Origin of the sequence: Microbacterium sp. NPDC057659 (assembly GCF_042799915.1) — a bacterium.
Lineage (GTDB): Bacteria > Actinomycetota > Actinomycetes > Actinomycetales > Microbacteriaceae > Microbacterium.
This window is the reverse complement of sequence record NZ_JBHVHU010000001.1, coordinates 1,750,741-1,768,810: the sequence shown is the minus strand read 5'-3', so window position 1 is coordinate 1,768,810 and position 18,070 is coordinate 1,750,741. Positions and strand designations below refer to the sequence as shown.

The window sequence follows — 18,070 nt, the reverse complement described above, 5'->3', positions numbered from 1 at the left end:
ACCGGTGCCTGTCTGTTGCAGATGTGAAGGATGTTGTTAGTGTGGCACCTGTGAAACCGGCGAAAGGAGCCGTGTGAACGACGAGAGATACCCAGCCGACGCCACAGCTGACGCCGACTGCGGATGTGCTCCGACGCCCGCTGAGAGCCGCAGTCTCCGCGCGCCCGGCGGCGTCACGCGACGCAACGCCCTGACCATCGGTGCGCTCAGCGTCGCCGCTCTCGGCGTCTTCGGCGCCGGCGTCGGCGCGAGCGTCGCCCATGCGGCGAGCTACCCCAGCTGGGACGATGTCCAGAAGGCCAAGGCCAACCAGGCGGCGAAGGCCGGTGAGGTCACCCGCATCCAGGGCCTGATCCAGGGCCTCACCGCCAAGGTCGCGCAGACCAAGGCCGCCGCCGAGAAGGCGGGCGATGAGTTCTTCGTCGCCCAGCAGGAGTTCTTCGACGCCGCGCAGGAGGCGGACGACCTGCAGTCCCAGGCCGACGAACAGGCCAAGCTCGCCGAGGAGACCTCCGCGAAGGCGGGTCAGGTCGCCACCCAGCTCTACCGCAACGGAGGCGAGGACTCCGCCCTCGAGCTCTTCTTCAGCGGTTCTGCGGCGAACGCCGACGGGCTGCTCTCGCGGCTCGGCACGATGGACAAGCTCCTCGAGTACAACCAGTCGGTGTACGACAACGCCGTCGCCGCCCGCAACTCCGCGCAGTCGCTCAGCGACAAGGCGCGAATCGCGCGCGACGAGCGCGACCGGCTGCAGAAGGTCGCCGAGCAGAAGATGATCGCGGCCCAGCAGGCAGCGGATGCCGCACAGGCGGCGCTCGACGAGAGCGAAGCCAACCTCACCACGCTGCAGGCGCAGCTGGCCGCTCTGCAGGATCAGACCGCGAAGACGGTCGCCGCCTACGAACAGGGCGAGCGGATCCGCAAGGCGGCCGAGGAGAAGCGCCGTCGCGAGGAGGCCGCTCGTCGCGCCAGGGAAGAAGCAGCCGGTGGCGGCGGAGGCGGCGGTGGCGGTGGCGGTGGCGGACGGCCCACCGCCAGTGGCTGGGTGCGCCCGCACGGCGGCCACCGCGCGTCCGGGTACGGCCCGCGCCCGCGCCCGTGCCCCAGCTGCTCCGCGTTCCACCACGGCGTCGACCTCGCCAACGGCTGCGGGGCGCCGATCTACGCCGCGCACTCGGGCACGGTGGACGCCGCGTTCTACAACGGCGGATACGGCAACTACATCCGCATCCAGCACGGCGGCGGGATCGGCACCGGTTACGGGCACATCCGCAACGGCGGCACCGTCGTCAGGCCCGGTCAGCACGTCCGTGCCGGCCAGGTCATCGCCTACGCCGGCACCACCGGTGCATCCACCGGTTGCCACCTGCACTTCGAGGTCTACCGGAACGGCGCCGCCATCAACCCGATCACGTTCATGGCGGCTCGCGGCGTCTCGGTCTGAGCGCCCCTGACATACGAGAGATCCCCCGGCCCTCAGGACCGGGGGATCTCTCGTATGTCAGGACGAGGTGTCAGTGACCCTCGTTGGCGAAGCGCTCGATCGCCTCGTGCAGGATGCGGTCGGCCTCGGCCGCGTTGCCCCACTCGTCGACCTTGACCCACTTGTTGGGCTCGAGGTCCTTGTAGTGCTCGAAGAAGTGCGAGATCTCGGCCTTGGTGTGCTCGGGCAGGTCGTCCACGTCGTGGATGTGTGCCCAGCGCGGGTCCTTCGAGAGCACGGCCACGAGCTTGTCGTCGCCGCCGGCCTCGTCGCTCATCTTCAGCACGGCGACGGGACGCACGTTCACGACGACGCCCGGGTAGATCGGGTGGTCGAGCAGCACCAGCACGTCCAGCGGGTCGCCGTCCTCGCCGAGCGTGTTGTCGAAGTAGCCGTAGTCGGCCGGGTAGCCGAAGGTCGTGTAGAGCACGCGGTCGAGGTGCACCCGACCGGTCTCGTGGTCGACCTCGTACTTCACGCGGCTGCCGCGCGGGATCTCGATGACGGCGTCGTGTGCGCCCATGCGTTCTCTCCTTGTTATGACGGCATCTGCGGATGCCGGAAGACGGTGGGATGCCGCCGACAAGCCTACTCCGGGCGACCGGGCCACTACCGTGGGGATGTGGCAGAAGGATCCCTCGACCCCGCCGTCGCCGAAGTGCGCCGGGCCGTGCGCGCGGCACTCCCCGACAGCGGCACCGTGATCGTCGCGCTCTCCGGCGGCGCCGACTCGCTCGCGCTCGCAGCGGCCACCGCGTTCGAGGCGCGCTCGCGTGGCATCGAGGTGATCAGCGTCACCGTCGACCACGGTCTGCAGGAGGGCTCGGCGGATGCCGCGGCCACGGCGGCCGCGACCGCGGAGGGTCTCGGGATCCGTGCGGAGATCGTCCGCGTCGACGTCGACTCCGCCGGCGGCCCGGAGGCCGCGGCACGGGATGCCCGACATGCGGCCCTCCGCGCGGCCGCCGTGCGTGAGGATGCTCCGGTGCTCGTCGGCCACACGCTCGACGACCAGGCCGAGACCGTGCTGCTGGGCCTGGCCCGCGGCTCCGGCGCGGCCAGCCTGCAGGGGATGGCGCCGCGCCGCGAGGACGAGGACGGCACCGTGTGGCTGCGCCCGCTGCTCGGAGTCAGGCGTCAGACCACGCGCGCCGCGTGCGCGGCATCCGATCTGGAGTTCTGGGACGATCCGCACAACCTCGACCCTCGATTCACGCGCGTGCGGGTGCGCGAGCGGGTGCTGCCCGTGCTCGAGACGGAACTCGGGCCCGGCATCGCCGAGGCCCTCGCCCGCACCGCCGAGCAGCTCCGTGAAGACGCCGAGGCGTTCGACGAGATGATCCACGAGACCATCGAGGACATCGTGGAGCACGCCGAGGCAGGCATCTCGGTGAGCGTCGCCGCGCTCTCGGCGAACCCGGCCGCGCTGCGCAACCGCATCATCCGGCTGGTCGTCGACAGCGAGTTCGGTGTCAGCCTCACGCGCGTGCAGACCGTCGAGGTCGCGCGCCTGGTGACCGACTGGTCCGGTCAGGGCCCCATCGACCTGCCCGGATGCACCGCCCGCCGCGCGGGTGGGCAGATCGTCTTCACCGCCCGCTGACCCGGCATGCCGGCACCCGGATCCCGAGCGAGGAACGAGCGAGACGAAGGACGCGCCCTTCGTCTCGCTCGTTCCTCGCTCGCTCAGGACCCGAGGGAGCGTGACGCGTTCCTCGCTCGCTCAGGACCCGAGGCGACGTACTGACCTACTTCTTGCCGCCGAAGAGGCCGCCGAGGATGTCGCCGAGTCCGCCACCAGAGCCGCCCTGCGACCCGCCGCCGAGTAGACCCCCGAGGTTGCCCAGGATGTCGCCGAGTCCGCCGCCGGCGCTGCCGCCCTGCTGGTCGCCGCCGCCGAGCAGACCGCCGATGACATCGCCGATGCCGCCACCGCCCGCCGCCTTGCCCTTGTTCGCGTTCGCGATCAGACCGAGCACGATCGGTGCGAGCACGGGAAGCAGCTTGCCGAAGTCGATGCCGCCCGCCGTCTTGTCCGAGGCGTTCAGAGCCTGCGCGACATCCGACTCCTTGTCGCCGAAGACGTGCTTCACGATCTTGCCGCCGTCGGCCTCGTCGATGTCGTCGACCGAGGATGCTCCGGAGAAGCCCTCGTGCCGGCTCAGCGCGCTCTCGATCGCCGCGGAACCCTCATCGCTCTCCGCGTTCTTCGCGAGCCCGCCGAGCAGGGCAGCGCCGCCCTCCTTGACCGCCTGCGTCGCCACTTCGGGGCTGACGCCGAACTTCTTGGCGATGTCGTCGATCGGCACCTGCGTGAGGATGTCGTTGATGTCCATTTTCCTGCTCCCCTTGCGGGACGGGCGCCCGCATCACCGCTCACAGTAGTGCGGATGCCCCGGATCCGTCGCCTAAAATCGATCCATGCGCGCCAGCGAGATCCAGGACGACCTTTCAGAGATCCTCGTCACCGAGGAGCAGATCCGAGCGAAGCTCGATGAGCTGGCGGCACGCGTCGCCGACGACTACGCCGGCAAGGATCTGCTGCTGGTCGGCGTCCTCAAGGGCGCCTTCGTCGTGATGGCCGACTTCGCGCGCGCCCTGCCCATGCACGCGCCGATCGACTTCATGGCCGTGTCGAGCTACGGCGCCAGCACCAAGTCCAGCGGCGTGGTGCAGATCCGCAAGGACCTCGACACCGACCTGCACGGCAAGCACGTGCTCATCGTCGAGGACATCATCGACTCGGGCCTGACGCTCAGCTGGCTGCTGGAGAACTTCGAGTCCCGCGGTGCGGAGTCGATCGAGGTGCTCGCGCTGCTGCGCAAGCCCGAGGCGGCGAAGGTGCACATCGACTGCAAGTACGTCGGCTTCGACATCCCCACCGAGTTCGTCGTCGGATACGGGCTCGACTTCGCCGAGCGCTACCGCAACCTGCGCGACGTCGCCGTGCTCGCACCGCACGTCTACTCCTGATCTTTTCTCCGTTCGCGGTTCCTGAGCGAGCGGAGCGAGACGAAGGGCGCTCAGTACGGCGCTCGCTTCGCTCGCTCAGGGCGCGGGGTACGCCCACGGCGAATCCCAGCGGAAGCCACAGCTTCGGGCGGTACGCTGATCGGATCATGGATGTCAAGAAGGTCTCCCGGAACCCGCTGATCTACGTGGCGCTGATCGGCCTGCTGCTCTTCGGCGGCTTCCTGCTGATCTCGAACCTCAGCGCACCGCAGACGATCACCACCGCAGAGGGTCTGAAGCTGCTCGACGGCACCACCGTCACCAAGGTCGTCACCACCGACGGCGACCAGCGTGTCGACATGGAGCTGTCCAAGCCCTTCAAGGACGCGACGTCCGTGCAGTTCTACTACACGCAGGCGCGCGCCGACGAGATCGTCGAGGCCGTCAACACGGCCGAGCCGAAGGACGGCTTCAACGATGTCGTGCCGCAGCCCAGCTGGTTCAGCGGTTTCCTCTCGATCTTCCTGCCGATGATCATCCTCGGCCTCCTGTTCTGGTGGCTGCTGTCCTCCATGCAGGGCGGCGGCAGCAAGGTCATGCAGTTCGGCAAGTCCAAGGCCAAGCTGGTCAACAAGGAGAGCCCGACGGTCACGTTCGCCGACGTCGCCGGCGCGGATGAGGCCATCGAGGAGCTCCAGGAGATCAAGGAGTTCCTGCAGGACCCCGCCAAGTTCCAGGCGATCGGCGCCCGCATCCCGAAGGGCGTGTTGCTCTACGGCCCTCCCGGAACCGGTAAGACCCTGCTCGCCCGCGCCGTCGCAGGTGAGGCGGGCGCCCCCTTCTACTCGATCTCGGGTTCGGACTTCGTCGAGATGTTCGTCGGCGTCGGTGCCTCCCGCGTGCGCGACCTGTTCAACCAGGCCAAGGAGAACGCCCCCGCGATCATCTTCATCGACGAGATCGACGCCGTCGGCCGGCACCGCGGTGCAGGCCTCGGCGGTGGCAATGACGAGCGCGAGCAGACCCTGAACCAGATGCTCGTCGAGATGGACGGCTTCGACCCGAACGCGAACGTCATCGTGATCGCGGCTACCAACCGTCCCGACATCCTCGACCCGGCCCTGCTCCGCCCGGGCCGCTTCGACCGCCAGATCGGTGTGGACGCCCCCGACCTGAAGGGCCGCCAGCGCATCCTCGAGGTGCACGCCAAGGGCAAGCCGCTGTCGAAGAGCGTCGACCTCGAGGTCGTCGCCCGCAAGACGCCCGGCTTCACCGGTGCAGACCTGGCCAACGTGCTGAACGAGGCCGCGCTGCTGACCGCCCGCTCGAACGCGCAGCTGATCGACAACCGCGCCCTCGACGAGGCCATCGACCGCGTGATCGCCGGCCCGCAGCGCCGCACCCGCGTGATGAAGGACAAGGAGAAGCTCATCACCGCGTACCACGAGGGCGGCCACGCCCTCGCCGCGGCGGCGATGAACCACACCGACCCGGTCACCAAGATCACGATCCTGCCGCGCGGCAAGGCCCTCGGCTACACGATGGTGCTTCCGCTCGAGGACAAGTACTCGGTCACCCGCAACGAGCTGCAGGACCAGCTGACCTACGCCATGGGCGGCCGCGTCGCCGAGGAGCTCGTGTTCCACGACCCCACCACCGGCGCCTCGAACGACATCGAGAAGGCGACCAGCATCGCCCGCAAGATGGTCATCGAGTACGGCATGACCACCGAGCTCGGCCCGGTGAAGCTCGGCTCCGAGGGCGGCGAGCCCTTCGCCGGCCGTGACATGGGCCGCGGTCGCGAGTACTCCGAGTCGGTCGCCGAGCGCGTCGACGTCGAGGTGCGCGCGCTCATCGAGCAGGCCCACAACGAGGCCTACCAGGTGATCAGCGAGAACCGCGACATCCTGGATCGCCTCGCGCTGGCGCTGCTCGAGGAGGAGACCCTCGACCACAACCAGATCGCGGAGATCTTCACCGACGTCCGCAAGCTGCCGGAGCGCCCGCTGTGGCTCTCCAGCGACGAGCGTCCGGTCTCGGCTCTGCCGCCGATCGATGTGCCGAAGCGCTCCGAGGTCGGCATCGCCGCACAGGCCACGGCTCCCGCCGAGACGACGCGGCAGAAGCCGCAGGCGGGACACACCCGACCGGCGACGGCCTGACGTGACCGTCGACAAGTCCCGCGTCGAACGGCTCACCCGTGAGCTGCTCGAGGCGATCGGCGAAGACCCCGACCGGCCGGGACTCAGGCAGACCCCGGCACGGATGGCGGAGCTGTACTCGGAGTACTTCTCCGGCGTCCACGAGGATCCGGCGGCGCCGCTCGCGCACACCATCAGCGTGACGAGGGGCCCCGCCCCCGAGACGCTGCCGTCGGGCGCGGTGCTGCTGCGCGGCATCCGATTCCGCTCGGTCTGCGAGCACCATCTGCTGCCGTTCGCAGGGCACGCGCACATCGCGTACCTGCCGGGGGAGCAGGTGGTCGGGCTCGGCGCGCTGGTGAAGGTCGTCGAGATCCTCTCCGCGCGCCCGCAGGTGCAGGAGCGCCTCGGCGAGCAGATCGCCGACACGATCGCCGAGCACCTCGACGCCCGCGGCGTGCTGGTCGTGATGGATGCCACGCACGGCTGCGTCACGATGCGCGGAGGTCGCCAGCCCGAGGCATCCACGCTGACCATCGCCGCCCGCGGCGCATACGCCGATCCCGTCGCACGGACCGAGCTGATCACGCTGATCGGCGCGGGACCGGGACCCACCGCGTGGGGCGCCGAATGACCGGCATCTGGGGCATCCTCAACATCACCCCCGACTCGTTCAGCGACGGCGGGCGCCACATGGATCCCGAGAAGGCGCTGGCGCACGCGCACCGGATGCGCGCCGAGGGCGCGAACGTGATCGACGTGGGTGGCGAGTCCACCCGACCCGGCGCTGCGCGCGTCCCCGTGGCCGAGGAGCAGGCTCGGGTGCTGCCGATCGTCGAGGCACTGGCGGATGCCGGCATCCCGGTCTCGATCGACACGCTGAACTCCGAGACCGCCGTCGCCGCCGTGCAGGCGGGCGCCCGCATCGTGAACGACGTCTCCGGCGGTCTCGCCGACGAGCGGATGCTGACGGCCGTGGCGCCCACGGGCGCCGACATCGCCATCGGGCACTGGCGTGGACCATCCGCCGACATGTACGCGCGGGCCCAGTACACGCGGGCCGCGCGCGAGGTCGCGGGGGAGCTGCGCGAGCGGATCGCCGCAGCGGCCAGTGCCGGCATCGCGCCGTCGCGGGTGATCGTCGATCCGGGTATCGGCTTCGCGAAGAGCGGGGAGCAGAACTGGGAGGTGCTCCGAGGCCTCGACGAGATCGTCGCGCTCGGCTCGCGGGTGCTGATCGGCACATCGCGGAAGAGGTTCCTCGCCGAGACGCTCGGCGGCGATCCCGATCAGCAGCGCCGTGACCTCGCGACGGCCGTGACGAGCGTGCTGGCCGCACGCGCCGGTGTCTGGGCGGTGCGCGTGCACGACGTCGGCGCGACGCGCGATGCTCTCGCGGTGGTCGGCGCCTGGGACGGCGACGCGGGGCGCTGACGCCTTCCCACGGCTTTCGAATCGCGCAACTTGCTGCCTTTCGGGTCCAGAAGCAGCAAGTCAGGCGATTCGAAACGGGAAGAGCGCAGGACTCGTAGGCTGGGGGCGTGGACTTCATGGATCAGATCACGCTGACCGGGCTGACCGTGTTCGGGCGTCACGGCGTGTTCGAGCACGAGCGCAGGGACGGTCAGGAGTTCACGATCGACCTCACCCTGCATCTGCCGCTGCGGGATGCCGCTGCATCCGACGACGTCACCGACACGGTGCACTACGGTGAACTGGCCGAGAAGGTCGCGGCGATCGTGGCCGGTGAGCCGGTGAACCTCATCGAGACCCTCGCGGAGCGCATCGCCGACGCCGCGCTCGACGACGACCGGGTGCAGCTCGTGCAGGTCACGGTGCACAAGCCGCACGCACCCATCCCGCTGAACTTCGCCGACGTGTCGGTCTCGGTCACTCGGGGGAGGGCACAGGCGTGAAGCATCCTCGTCCCGACCGCACCCTGACGCAGCTCTCGGGCTTCCCCGACCCGCGGCCCGGCCGCGAGCCCGAGGTCGCCGTGGTCGCGCTCGGCTCGAACCTCGGCGACCGCGGCGAAGCGCTGGAGAGCGCGGCCGAGCGGCTGCGCCGCCTGCCGCTGGTCGAGGAGGTGCGCATGTCGGCGCCGATCGAGACCGTCGCCGTGCACCTGGACGGCCCCGACCCGGATGCGCCGCGCTATCTGAACGCCGTCGCTCTGGTGACCACCCGCCTCGCCCCCGAGGTGCTGCTCGGCATGCTGCACGCCGTCGAGGAGGAGCAGGGCCGGGTGCGCCGCGAGCGCTGGGGCGACCGCACCCTCGACCTCGACCTGATCGCCTACGGCTCGTTCGCGAGCGAGGAGCCGCACCTGCTGGTGCCGCATCCGCGCGCCGCGGAGCGGCTGTTCGTACTGGAGCCGTGGCTGTCGCTCGATCCGGATGCTGTGCTCCCGGGCCACGGGCGGGTCGCCGACCTGGTGGCGGCGCTGCGCGCGGATGCCGACGGTGACTTCGGAGACGAGGGAGCGGCGCGGTGAAGCGCACCTCTGCCGGCGTACTGGCCGTGCTCGCGCTGCTCGGCGCAGCGGCCGGCTTCGCGGTCGACCACTTCCTCACCGTGTCGGGGCGCGCGACGTTCACGCCGTCGATCTTCCTGCCCGTGCTGCTCGTGGTGCTCGCCGTCGTGGTGGTGCTGCTCGCCCTCCCCGTACGGCGCAGTGTGCGCGGCGGCACGCGCATCGACCCGTTCCGCGCGCTGCGCGCCGCGACCCTCGCGCGGGCCTCGAGCCTGCTCGGCGCGATCCTGCTCGGCTTCGGCGCCGGGCTCGGCGCGTACCTCTGGTCGCGTCCGGTCGCTCCGCCGGTAGGGTCGACTGTGGCGACCATCGCCGTGGTGGTCGCATCGATCGTGCTGATCGCCGCCGCACTCCTCGCTGAACAGTTCTGCACCCTGCCGAAGGACCCCGATGACCGAGAGCCAGACGACCCCGCCGAGTGACCAGAACGAGCCCGGTGCGCCTGTCCCGCCGGTGAGCCCGCCGGCTCCGCCCGCGCCTCCGGTGCAGCCGCCCGCTGCGGCGCCCGCACCGGCTGGACAGCCTGCGCCGGCCGCATCGCCTGCGGCACCGCCCGCGCCGCAGCCGGCACCGGCCGCTCCGCCCGCCGCGATCGTGCCGCCGACTCCCGTCGCGGATCCGGCGCCCACCGCACCGGCCAACCCCGTGTCCGAACCCGCCGTGCTCGACGAGGGCAACTACGAGGCGCTGCGAACACCGCGCTCCGAAGGGGCTCTCGCTCTGGACGGCACCTGGCACCAGATCTCGCAGCGCTACGTCGCCTCGCAGATGGTGCAGAACACGCTGTTCATCGTGCTGCTGGCGGCTGCAGCCGCGGTGCTCTCCTTCGCCTTCGAGCAGACCTGGGCCTGGATCCCGGCGGGTGTCCTGATCGTGATCACGCTGGTGACCATGATCATCCTGCCCCGCCAGGCCAAGGCGATCGGCTACATGCTGCGCTCCGACGACATCGTGTTCCGGCGCGGCATTCTGTGGCAGCGCATGGTCGCCGTCCCCTACGGTCGTCTGCAGCTCGTCGACATCACGCACGGCCCGCTGGATCGCGCCTTCGGCGTGGCTCAGCTGAAGATGGTGACCGCCGCGGCGACGACCGGTGTGCAGATCCCCGGCCTGAACCAGCCGGCCGCCGAAGCCCTGCGCGACACCCTCATCCAGGTCGCCGAGACCCGCCGGACCGGACTGTGAGCGCACCCGTCCCGCCTCCCGCACAGGGCCCCGCCCCGACGGTGCTCGCCCACGGCGGCTCGTCGACCCTCGCCGACGGCGAGTGGCACCGCATGCATCCGCTCACCCCGCTGCTCAAGGGCGGGCTGGTGCTCATCATCGCCGCGGGCCTGATCATCTCGAACATGCGCGACCGCGTCATCAACTGGCTGGTCGGCATCTTCGCCCCCGAAGAGGCGATCGGCGACATGCCGGACGGCGATCCGGTCGACTGGGTGCTGGCCAACAACCTCGCCCTGGTCGCACTGCTCGGCGTGCTCGCGCTCCTGATCGTCGTCATCGTGATCTTCTGGGTGATCTGGCGCTTCCACCAGTTCCGCATCACCGGATCGCACGTCGAGGTGCGCAAGGGCATCGTGTTCCGCTCGCAGCGCCGCGCGCCGCTGGATCGCGTGCAGGGCGTCAACCTCACCCGGCCGTTCGTCGCCCGCCTTATCGGCCTGGCCAAGGTCGAAGTCGTCGGCGCGGGAACCGACGCGAACGTCGAGCTGGAGTACCTCGCCACGGCGAAGGCCGAATCGGTGCGGGCCGACATCCTGCGCCTGGCATCCGGTGCGCGGTCCGCGCGCCTCGCCGCCGTCGCGGGCACCGCGCCCGCCGCACCCGCCGCTCCGGGCACGATGCGGCAGCAGTTCGTCGGCTCCGTGAACTCCGGCGTGAACGATCTGATCGCCGGGGTCGACCTCGCCGACGTCGCGCCCGAGAGCGTCGTGAAGATCCCGACCGGGCGCCTGGTCGGATCGCACGTGATCAACGGCATCGTCTGGCTGGTGTTCTTCGGCCTGATGTTCCTGGTGGTGATGGGATCGGTCGTCATCTCGTCCCTCGCCGACGGCGAGGTGCTCCGCAGCGCCGTGGTGCTCGGAATCGGACTCGCCGTGGGTGTCCCGATGGTCCTCGCCGCGGTCGGCATCGCGTGGGCGCAGATCTCGCGGTCGCTGCGCTACTCGATCGCGCCGACCGAGAACGGCATCCGCCTCACCTTCGGCCTGCTCACCACGGTGACCGAGACGCTGCCGCCGGGCCGCATCTTCGCCGTCGAGGTCGTGCAGCCGCTGCTCTGGCGGCCCTTCGGCTGGTGGTCGGTGCGCATCAACCGGATGTCGGGCAAGAGCGCCTCGGCACAGCAGTCCAGCACCGCCCAGCAGTTCAACATCGTGCTGCCGGTCGGGAAGCGCGCAGACGTCGAGCGGGTGCTCGCGCTGGTGCTGCCGGATGCTCCGCCCTCGGTCATCCCGCTGATCTGGGAGCACGGCGTGCTCGGCCCCGTCGCCGGCGACCCGTACCGCACGACGGCGCGTCGGGCGCGCTGGACGCACCCGTTCAGCTGGAAGCGCCAGGGCTACGCCGTCAGCGACTTCGCGCTGATGATGCGCCGCGGCGTGCTGTGGCGCAAGCTCGCGGTGTTCCCGCTGGCCCGGATGCAGGGGATCGCCGTGCACCAGGGTCCGCTCGCCCGCGCCCAGAGCGTCGGTGGAGCCCAGGTGCACACGGTCACGGGCCCGGTGTCGGGTCGTCTTTCGGGGCTGGAGCGCGAGGACACGATGCGGCTCGTGGACGAGGTGGCGCAGGCCGCTGTGGCCGCCGCGTCCCGCGACACCTCGCACCGCTGGGCGGAGACAGCGGGCTGACGCCGTTCGGTCCCATCCCCGGGTCCTGAGCGAGGAGCGCCAGCGACGAGACGAAGGGCGCTCGCTCAGGACCCGGGCAGGTCAGTCAGTCCAGCACGACCCGGCAGTGGTCGGTGACCCGGGCCGCCTCGCCCTCGGGCTTGCGGCCGGTCTCGCCGGCGACCCGCACGTCGATGGACTGCACGATCGGGTCGTGCAGTCCGACCATCCGCACGTCGCACACCAGTGCGCCGGCGCGGCAGGGCACGGTCCAGCGCAGCGCGGAGGCGTCGGCCGCCGCGACCACGCGCTCTTCGAAAGGCGCGGCATCCGCCAGTGGCTCGCCGGTCCGCTCGAGGGCGGCACGGAGCCGCGCCGCGCGCACCTCAGCGGGCACATCGCGGAGCACGTTGCGGGCGAGCGGGCCGGCCTGATCCCAGGCATCCGACCGTCCTGCGCGCAGCAGGTCGTCGATGCGGCGCGCGGCGGCGACCGTCTGGGGCCAGGGACGCACGCTGGCGGCCGGGGCGTCGACCCGGCCGAGCACGTCGTGCAGCACGGCGCCGGCGATCCCTCCGGCGCCGAACTGGTCGGAGTTGCCGAACACGACGACGCCGATCCCGGTGGCCGGGTGCCAGCGCATGTGCGACGAGAATCCGGGCAGGCCGCCGGCGTGCTGCACGATCCGGCCGAAGCGACGATCATGCTCGACGACCAGGCCGTACCCGTACCCGGCGCCGTCGAGATCGGCGCCCGTGAACTGACTGATCACCGGCGAGATCAGCGTGTGCGCGACCTGCAGCTCGCGCCGTGAGGCGGCGGAGAGCACGGCGTCGGCGGCATCCGGATCGAACCCCGAGCCGAGGAACTCCATCCACACGGCGATGTCCGCGACCGTGCTGAACAGACTGCCGATGCAGCCCAGCGCGCCGGTGCCGACGTAGGGCTCCGGCACGAAGGAGTCGCCGTCGTCGAAGGTGCGGAAGCCGCGCGCGAGGTCGGCTCCGGCGGGATACAGGTCGGCGGACGCCCTGGTGTCGGCGAGCCCCAGCGGGGCGAGCATCCGCTCCCTGATGACGTCCTCGACCGGGCGTCCGGTGACGGCCTCGATCGCGCGACCCACCAGCGACTGCCCGACGTTGGAGTACTGGTACTCGGTCGCCGTCGTCGCCGACAGGGTGAGTCCCTCACCGACGAGCGCGCCGATGAACTCCCGCGATTCGCCGAGGTGCTCGTCGCCCCAGGCGTTGTCCTCAGGCAGCCCCGAGCGGTTGCTGAGCAGCGTGTCGAGCGTGATCCGCACCGGGCGGCCGTCGTGGCGCGCCGCGGCGGCCTCCGGCACGTACTGCGCGATCGGCGCGTGCAGGTCGAGCAGGCCTTCGTCGCGCAGCGACAGCGCGGTCGCGGCGAGGAAGCTCTTCGACATCGACGCGATCCGGAACACCGTGCCCGGCTCGGTCGCCGCGCCGTCACGGCGCGGCTCGCCGTGCGCGTGCACCGCCACGACCTCGCCGTGCAGGGTCACCGCGGCGACGGATGCCGGGGATCGCCGCAGTGTCGCGGCATCCAGCCTCTCGGTCAGCGCGGCCGCCGCATGCGCGGCCAGCGGCTCGTGAGCGGAGCCGGTCATGCCCTGGCCGCAGCGGCTGCGCGCACCTCGGCGGCGAAGGCCGCGGCCATCGCCCGGCTCGCACGGGTGTTGACGCCGTCCACGGCCCTGGCCTCTGCGAGCAGCTCCGCGACGGGGCGGTCGCCCTCCGCGCGCGTGGTCGGCTCCTGCCAGCGGGTGAGATCCTCCGCGCCCACCTCGGGGTGGAACTGCAGCCCGCGCACGTGCGCGCCGAGCCGGAAGGCCTGGTTCTCGACCGCCGCGCTCGAGGCGAGCAGCACCGCGTCCGGCGGAAGCGCCGTGATCATGTCCTGGTGGTTCTCGATCATGTGCGCGGCATCCTCGAGCGCCGACAACAGGGCGTCCTCCGATCCATGGGGCGAGGGTGTGATCAGCGTCGCGCCGCGCTCCTTCGGTCCGAACGAGGCGCGCACCTCGCCGCCCGCGACGTGGGCGAGCAGCTGGCCGCCCAGGCAGATGCCGAGGGTGGGCAGGTCGGCATCGATCGCCTCACGGGCGAGCACGCGCTCCTGCGCCAGCCACGGAGCGCGGTCGTCGTCATCGGGCATCAGCCCGCCGCCGAGCATCACCAGTCCGTCGTAGCCGCTCAGGTCGGTGGGCAGACCGTCGGATCCGAGCACGGCGTCGACGGCGAGCCCCTCCTCCTCGAGCCAGTGGCCGAGTCGGCGCGGCCCGGAGGTCTCGGCGTTCACCACGACCAGCACCCGCGGCGCCTGGGCTTCGGTGCGCTGTGCGACATCCACCGACGGGGCGACCGACACCGGCTCACCGGCGGTGCCGGAGAGGAACGCCGTGTGGTCGGCATCCGACGCCTCGAGCACGCGCAGCACGTTGCCGTGCGCGACGGCCTCGAGGTCCTCCTGCGACCAGCCGCGGGAGCGAAGCTCCTCGAGCAGGTCCTGGTAGCGCGAGACGTCGTCGAGCCCGGTCGGCATCGACCCGGTGCCGTCGTAGTCGGCGCCGAGTCCGACCGCGTGCACGCCCGCGACGTCGCGGATGTGCTCGATGTGGTCCGCGACATCCGCGATCCCGACGAACGGCGGCTCGCCGTGCTCGCCCGCCAGCACCCACTCGCGTCGGGTCTGCGAGACGAACGAGGGCACGAACGCGACCATCACGACGCCGCCCTGGGCTCCGATCGCGGCCAGCACGTCGTCCGGCACGTTGCGTGGATGATCGCACAGTGCGAGCGCGCAGGAGTGCGTGACCACGACCGGACGGGTGGTCACGGCGAGGGCGTCGCGCATCGTCGTCGGCGCCACGTGCGCGAGGTCGACCAGCATGCCGATCCGGTTCATCTCCCGCACCACGTCGCGCCCGAAATCGGTCAGCCCGCCGTGCTGCGGCTCGTCGGTCGCCGAGTCGGCCCACGCGATCGTGTGCGACCAGGTGAGCGTCATGTACCTGGCGCCGAGACGCGCGTACTGCCGCAGCACCCCCAGCGACCCGTCGATCTGGGCACCACCCTCGACGCCGATCAGCGAGGCGATCCGGCCGTCGGCCATCGCCGTCCGCACGTCAGCGGCGGTGCGTGCGGCGGCGAGTCGGTCGGGGTATGCCGCGACCAGCCGATGCACGAAGTCGATCTGCTCCAGCGTCGCGGTGACCTGCTCGGCGCCGACGAGTGCAGGGTCCACCCACACCGACCAGAACTGCCCGCCGACACCGCCGGCGGCCAGCCGCGGCAGATCGGTGTGCAGCGAGGGCACCGGACCGTCGAGGCCCTCGGTCGTCGACCCGAAGCGCTCGCGGCGCTCCCAGGCGAGATCGTTGTGGCCGTCGATGACGGGGATCATCCGTCGCTCCTGTCCGTGTCGAAACTGCGGGAGGTGTTCTGCCGCACCCAGTCCAGGTCGACCTCGAAGCCGATCCCCGGGGCGCCGGGCACGGTCACCCGGCCCTCGTGCGCCGAGATCGCGGGAGTCACCACGTCGCGGGCGAAGTACTTGTCCGAGCCTGACACATCCGAGGGCAGGGTGAAGTTCGGCAGCGACGAGATCGCCACATTGGCCGCGCGGCCCACCCCGAACTCGTGCATGCCGCCGCACCACACCGGAACGCCGGCATCCGCCGCCATGTCGTGCGCGGCACGCGCCACCGACAGCCCGCCCATCCGCGACACCTTGATGTTCAGGATGCGGCCGGCGTCCAGCGCCAGCATGGTGCGCAGATCGCCGAGGTCGACCACCGACTCGTCGAGGCAGATGGGCGTGGCGATGCTCTGCTGCAGTCTCGCGTGCGCCACGAAGTCGCGGGGAGCGTAGGGCTGCTCGATCATCGTCAGCTGCGCGTCGTCGAGGGTTCGGAACACCGCGGTGGACTCATCGTCGTCGGGGTAGGCGCCGTTCGCGTCGACGTGCAGGTCGAGCTCCGGATGCGCGGCGCGCACCGCCCGCACGGGCTCCACGTCCCAGCCCGGAGCGATCTTGAGCTTGACCCTGCCGTACCCGGCATCCTGCTGGTGCTGCACCTGCACGAGCAGGTCGTCGATGCTGGGTTCGATGCCGAGCGACACCCCGGCGACCACCTCTTCGCGGGTGCCGCCGAGGTCCTCAGCGAGGGACAGGCCATGGCCGCGGGCATGAAGGTCCCAGCCCGCGGCGGAGAACCCGGCCTTCGCGAACTCGTGGCCGCGCACCCGTCGCCAGCTCGTCTCGAGCTGCTCCGGCGTCTCCCACTCGGCGCCGAGCGCGGCGGGCACCAGGTGGCGCAGCGCGATCGTCCACGCCGTCTCGGTGGTCTCGGAGCCGTAGAACGGGTCTGCGGGGGAGGCGATCTCGCCCCAGCCGACCCGGCCCTCGGCATCCGTCGCCTCGATCAGGATGTGGTCGAGGCCCGTCTTGCGGTGCGAGCTGGTCTGGAACCCGTGCACGAGCGGGAGCGAGACCTCGAACAGGCGCAGCCGATCGATCCTCATCCCTGCGGCTCCGTTCCCGCGGCCGGGCCGGTGAGCGGGCCGGGGTGGTACAGGCCCAGGTCGCTGCCGAACCGGTCGCGCACCGCCAGCCGGCGCCGCGCACCCTTGGCGCTCGCCGTCGTGAGCGTGGACAGCAGGTGGCAGACCGCGGCGACCGAGGTGGGGGAGTCGGCGTAGGACGCCGACCCGGTGTGCACGCGGATGAGGGCCGAGGCGACGGATGCCAGGGGCGCGTCCTCACTGTCGGTGATGACCACCAGCTGGCCGCCGGCCTCGCGGAACAGCTCGCCGAACCGTACGGTGTCCTCCCGGTAACGGCGCATCGAGAACACCACGAGCACGTCGCTGACGCGCACATCGGTGAGCACGGTCAGCGGCGTGAGCGCTCTGCCGTCGACGAGGAACACGTTCGAGAGGGTGGCCGAGAGATCGGCGCCGAGCAGCTCGGCGTATGCCGCAGCCTTGCCCTGCCCGCCGATGTACCGGCGCCGCGCGCCGAGGATCAGCGTCGCCGCGCGGGGCACGTCTCCGGTGCGCGAGAGCTCGTCGAAGGTCTGCGCCAGCGAGCGGGTCTCCGCCTCGATCACACGCGCCTGCAGCGCCTCGGCCGAGACGTTGGTGCGGATGCGCTCGCCGTATCGCTCCTCCGGCGAGACGAGTGTCCGGTCGTGGGCGTCCTCGTCTTGCGGGTGCTGGGCGGGGGGCCTTTTCGCGCTCACTCTTCCTCCTCGTCGAGGCGGCGCACCGCGAGATGCGCGGCGGTCCTGTCGTCGATTCTCGTGCACGAGACCAGCACGCGACCGTCTGTGACGATCTCTCGCAGTCCGGCACGCACTGTGCGGCACACGGCGGAGTCTCCCGGCTCTGCGGGGACCGGCAGCCAGATCGCGTCGTCTCCTGCGGGGACCTGCCGTCCCCAGTCGTCGGGTTCGAAGGCCGGGGGCTGCAGCGCCCGCTCCGCGGCGTAGGGGTCGTGGTGCCGGTCAAGCGCCCACTCCACGACGATGCGGTCGGTGCCAGGGCGGCCGTAGTAGTCGTCCTCGTAGCCGATGCCCTCGGCACCGAGGGTGTTGAAGTTGAAGTGCGCGTTGCGAGCCAGAGAGGGGTCGAAGGTCCACCGCATCCGGCGCTGCCCCCAACCCAGGGCGACGTCCCGCTGGGCGTACTTGAGCAGTCGTCCGACGCCGGCGCTCTGGTGCGCGGGGTCGACCACGGCGGCCTGCGAGTAGTGGAACTCGGAGCCTTCGCGGTCGCGGCCGGCGAAGCCGTAGGCGAATCCGATCAGCTCGCCGTCCTCGGTGCGGGCGCCGATCGCCGAGCCGCCGTTGCGCACCAGCGCACTGAGCAGGTTGGTGTTCAGGTGCAGATCGGGGGTGTCGTAGTCGAAGACGCGCGCGTAGAGTTCGGCGGCGGCGTGCAGCTCAGGATGGCTGCGCAGCGTCGCGCAATGGTACCGTCGCCCCGGTGCGTCGTGCATGATACGTATCCTATATTCCACTGGAATCTGATCGGAAGACCGAGGATAGCTGAGAAGTCCGTGGCGATCGATCATGCGATATGTTCCATAACAACGTACGAGA

The 18,070-nt window shown here is 71.0% G+C and carries 18 protein-coding genes; 11 read left to right on the top strand and 7 right to left on the bottom strand.

Translation table 11 applies throughout. The features are described 5' to 3' along the window. Positions 1-73 precede the first annotated feature (73 nt). Positions 74-1,444, top strand: coding sequence for a M23 family metallopeptidase (locus ACFVAE_RS08400; protein WP_378890258.1), 1,371 nt, complete (start codon positions 74-76; stop codon positions 1,442-1,444). Positions 1,445-1,514: 70 nt separating this feature from the next. Here ACFVAE_RS08400 and ppa read toward each other — a convergent pair whose 3' ends face one another. Beyond that, the gene (gene ppa, locus ACFVAE_RS08395) at positions 1,515-2,006 is read right to left on the bottom strand and encodes an inorganic diphosphatase (protein ID WP_378858346.1); all 492 of its coding nucleotides are present in this window, start codon (positions 2,004-2,006) and stop codon (positions 1,515-1,517) included. Positions 2,007-2,105: 99 nt separating this feature from the next. Here ppa and tilS point away from each other — a divergent pair, with 99 nt between their 5' ends. Then, on the top strand, positions 2,106-3,086 hold the full coding sequence (gene tilS, locus ACFVAE_RS08390; RefSeq protein ID WP_378890255.1) for a tRNA lysidine(34) synthetase TilS: 981 nt from the start codon (positions 2,106-2,108) through the stop codon (positions 3,084-3,086). A 145-nt stretch (positions 3,087-3,231) separates the two neighbouring features. Here the strand turns inward: tilS and ACFVAE_RS08385 are convergent, their stop codons facing one another. Next, positions 3,232-3,819, bottom strand: coding sequence for a DUF937 domain-containing protein (locus tag ACFVAE_RS08385; protein WP_378890253.1), 588 nt, complete (start codon positions 3,817-3,819; stop codon positions 3,232-3,234). Between the two features lie 85 nt (positions 3,820-3,904). Here ACFVAE_RS08385 and hpt point away from each other — a divergent pair, with 85 nt between their 5' ends. The 9 genes from hpt (at position 3,905) to ACFVAE_RS08340 (ending at position 11,964) form a co-directional block, all read left to right on the top strand. Next, on the top strand, positions 3,905-4,456 hold the full coding sequence (gene hpt, locus ACFVAE_RS08380; RefSeq protein ID WP_378890250.1) for a hypoxanthine phosphoribosyltransferase: 552 nt from the start codon (positions 3,905-3,907) through the stop codon (positions 4,454-4,456). Between the two features lie 146 nt (positions 4,457-4,602). Beyond that, entirely contained in the window at positions 4,603-6,597 is a 1,995-nt protein-coding gene (gene ftsH / locus ACFVAE_RS08375; protein ID WP_378890247.1) for an ATP-dependent zinc metalloprotease FtsH, read from the top strand. A 1-nt stretch (position 6,598) separates the two neighbouring features. Continuing rightward, positions 6,599-7,210, top strand: coding sequence for a GTP cyclohydrolase I (gene folE / locus ACFVAE_RS08370; RefSeq protein WP_378890244.1), 612 nt, complete (start codon positions 6,599-6,601; stop codon positions 7,208-7,210). Further along, positions 7,207-8,010: a dihydropteroate synthase gene (folP, locus tag ACFVAE_RS08365; protein ID WP_378890241.1), complete on the top strand. Its 804-nt coding sequence runs from the start codon at positions 7,207-7,209 to the stop codon at positions 8,008-8,010. Before folE ends, folP begins: the two co-directional genes overlap by 4 nt. A gap of 116 nt (positions 8,011-8,126) precedes the next feature. Continuing rightward, positions 8,127-8,492, top strand: coding sequence for a dihydroneopterin aldolase (folB, locus tag ACFVAE_RS08360; RefSeq protein ID WP_378890562.1), 366 nt, complete (start codon positions 8,127-8,129; stop codon positions 8,490-8,492). After that, the gene (folK, locus tag ACFVAE_RS08355; RefSeq protein ID WP_378890239.1) at positions 8,489-9,070 is read left to right on the top strand and encodes a 2-amino-4-hydroxy-6-hydroxymethyldihydropteridine diphosphokinase; all 582 of its coding nucleotides are present in this window, start codon (positions 8,489-8,491) and stop codon (positions 9,068-9,070) included. The genes folB and folK overlap by 4 nt, the downstream gene beginning before the upstream one ends. After that, on the top strand, positions 9,067-9,531 hold the full coding sequence (locus ACFVAE_RS08350) for a DUF3180 family protein (protein WP_378890236.1): 465 nt from the start codon (positions 9,067-9,069) through the stop codon (positions 9,529-9,531). The genes folK and ACFVAE_RS08350 overlap by 4 nt, the downstream gene beginning before the upstream one ends. Further along, positions 9,500-10,294, top strand: a complete 795-nt coding sequence (locus tag ACFVAE_RS08345; RefSeq protein ID WP_378890233.1) for a PH domain-containing protein — start codon at positions 9,500-9,502, stop codon at positions 10,292-10,294. Before ACFVAE_RS08350 ends, ACFVAE_RS08345 begins: the two co-directional genes overlap by 32 nt. After that, entirely contained in the window at positions 10,291-11,964 is a 1,674-nt protein-coding gene (locus ACFVAE_RS08340) for a PH domain-containing protein (RefSeq protein ID WP_378890230.1), read from the top strand. Before ACFVAE_RS08345 ends, ACFVAE_RS08340 begins: the two co-directional genes overlap by 4 nt. A gap of 85 nt (positions 11,965-12,049) precedes the next feature. Here the strand turns inward: ACFVAE_RS08340 and ACFVAE_RS08335 are convergent, their stop codons facing one another. The 5 genes from ACFVAE_RS08335 to ACFVAE_RS08315 are packed head-to-tail and all read right to left on the bottom strand — an operon-like array spanning position 12,050 to position 17,967. Next, entirely contained in the window at positions 12,050-13,573 is a 1,524-nt protein-coding gene (locus ACFVAE_RS08335; RefSeq protein ID WP_378890227.1) for a serine hydrolase domain-containing protein, read from the bottom strand. Continuing rightward, a complete protein-coding gene (locus ACFVAE_RS08330) occupies positions 13,570-15,369 on the bottom strand; it encodes a membrane dipeptidase (protein ID WP_378890225.1) in 1,800 nt (599 codons plus the stop codon). The genes ACFVAE_RS08335 and ACFVAE_RS08330 overlap by 4 nt, the downstream gene beginning before the upstream one ends. Continuing rightward, positions 15,366-16,490, bottom strand: coding sequence for an o-succinylbenzoate synthase (gene menC / locus ACFVAE_RS08325; protein ID WP_378890223.1), 1,125 nt, complete (start codon positions 16,488-16,490; stop codon positions 15,366-15,368). Before menC ends, ACFVAE_RS08330 begins: the two co-directional genes overlap by 4 nt. Then, on the bottom strand, positions 16,487-17,209 hold the full coding sequence (locus ACFVAE_RS08320; protein WP_378890220.1) for a MurR/RpiR family transcriptional regulator: 723 nt from the start codon (positions 17,207-17,209) through the stop codon (positions 16,487-16,489). Before ACFVAE_RS08320 ends, menC begins: the two co-directional genes overlap by 4 nt. Beyond that, positions 17,206-17,967, bottom strand: a complete 762-nt coding sequence (locus ACFVAE_RS08315) for a GNAT family N-acetyltransferase (RefSeq protein ID WP_378890218.1) — start codon at positions 17,965-17,967, stop codon at positions 17,206-17,208. The genes ACFVAE_RS08320 and ACFVAE_RS08315 overlap by 4 nt, the downstream gene beginning before the upstream one ends. Positions 17,968-18,070: the final 103 nt, after the last annotated feature.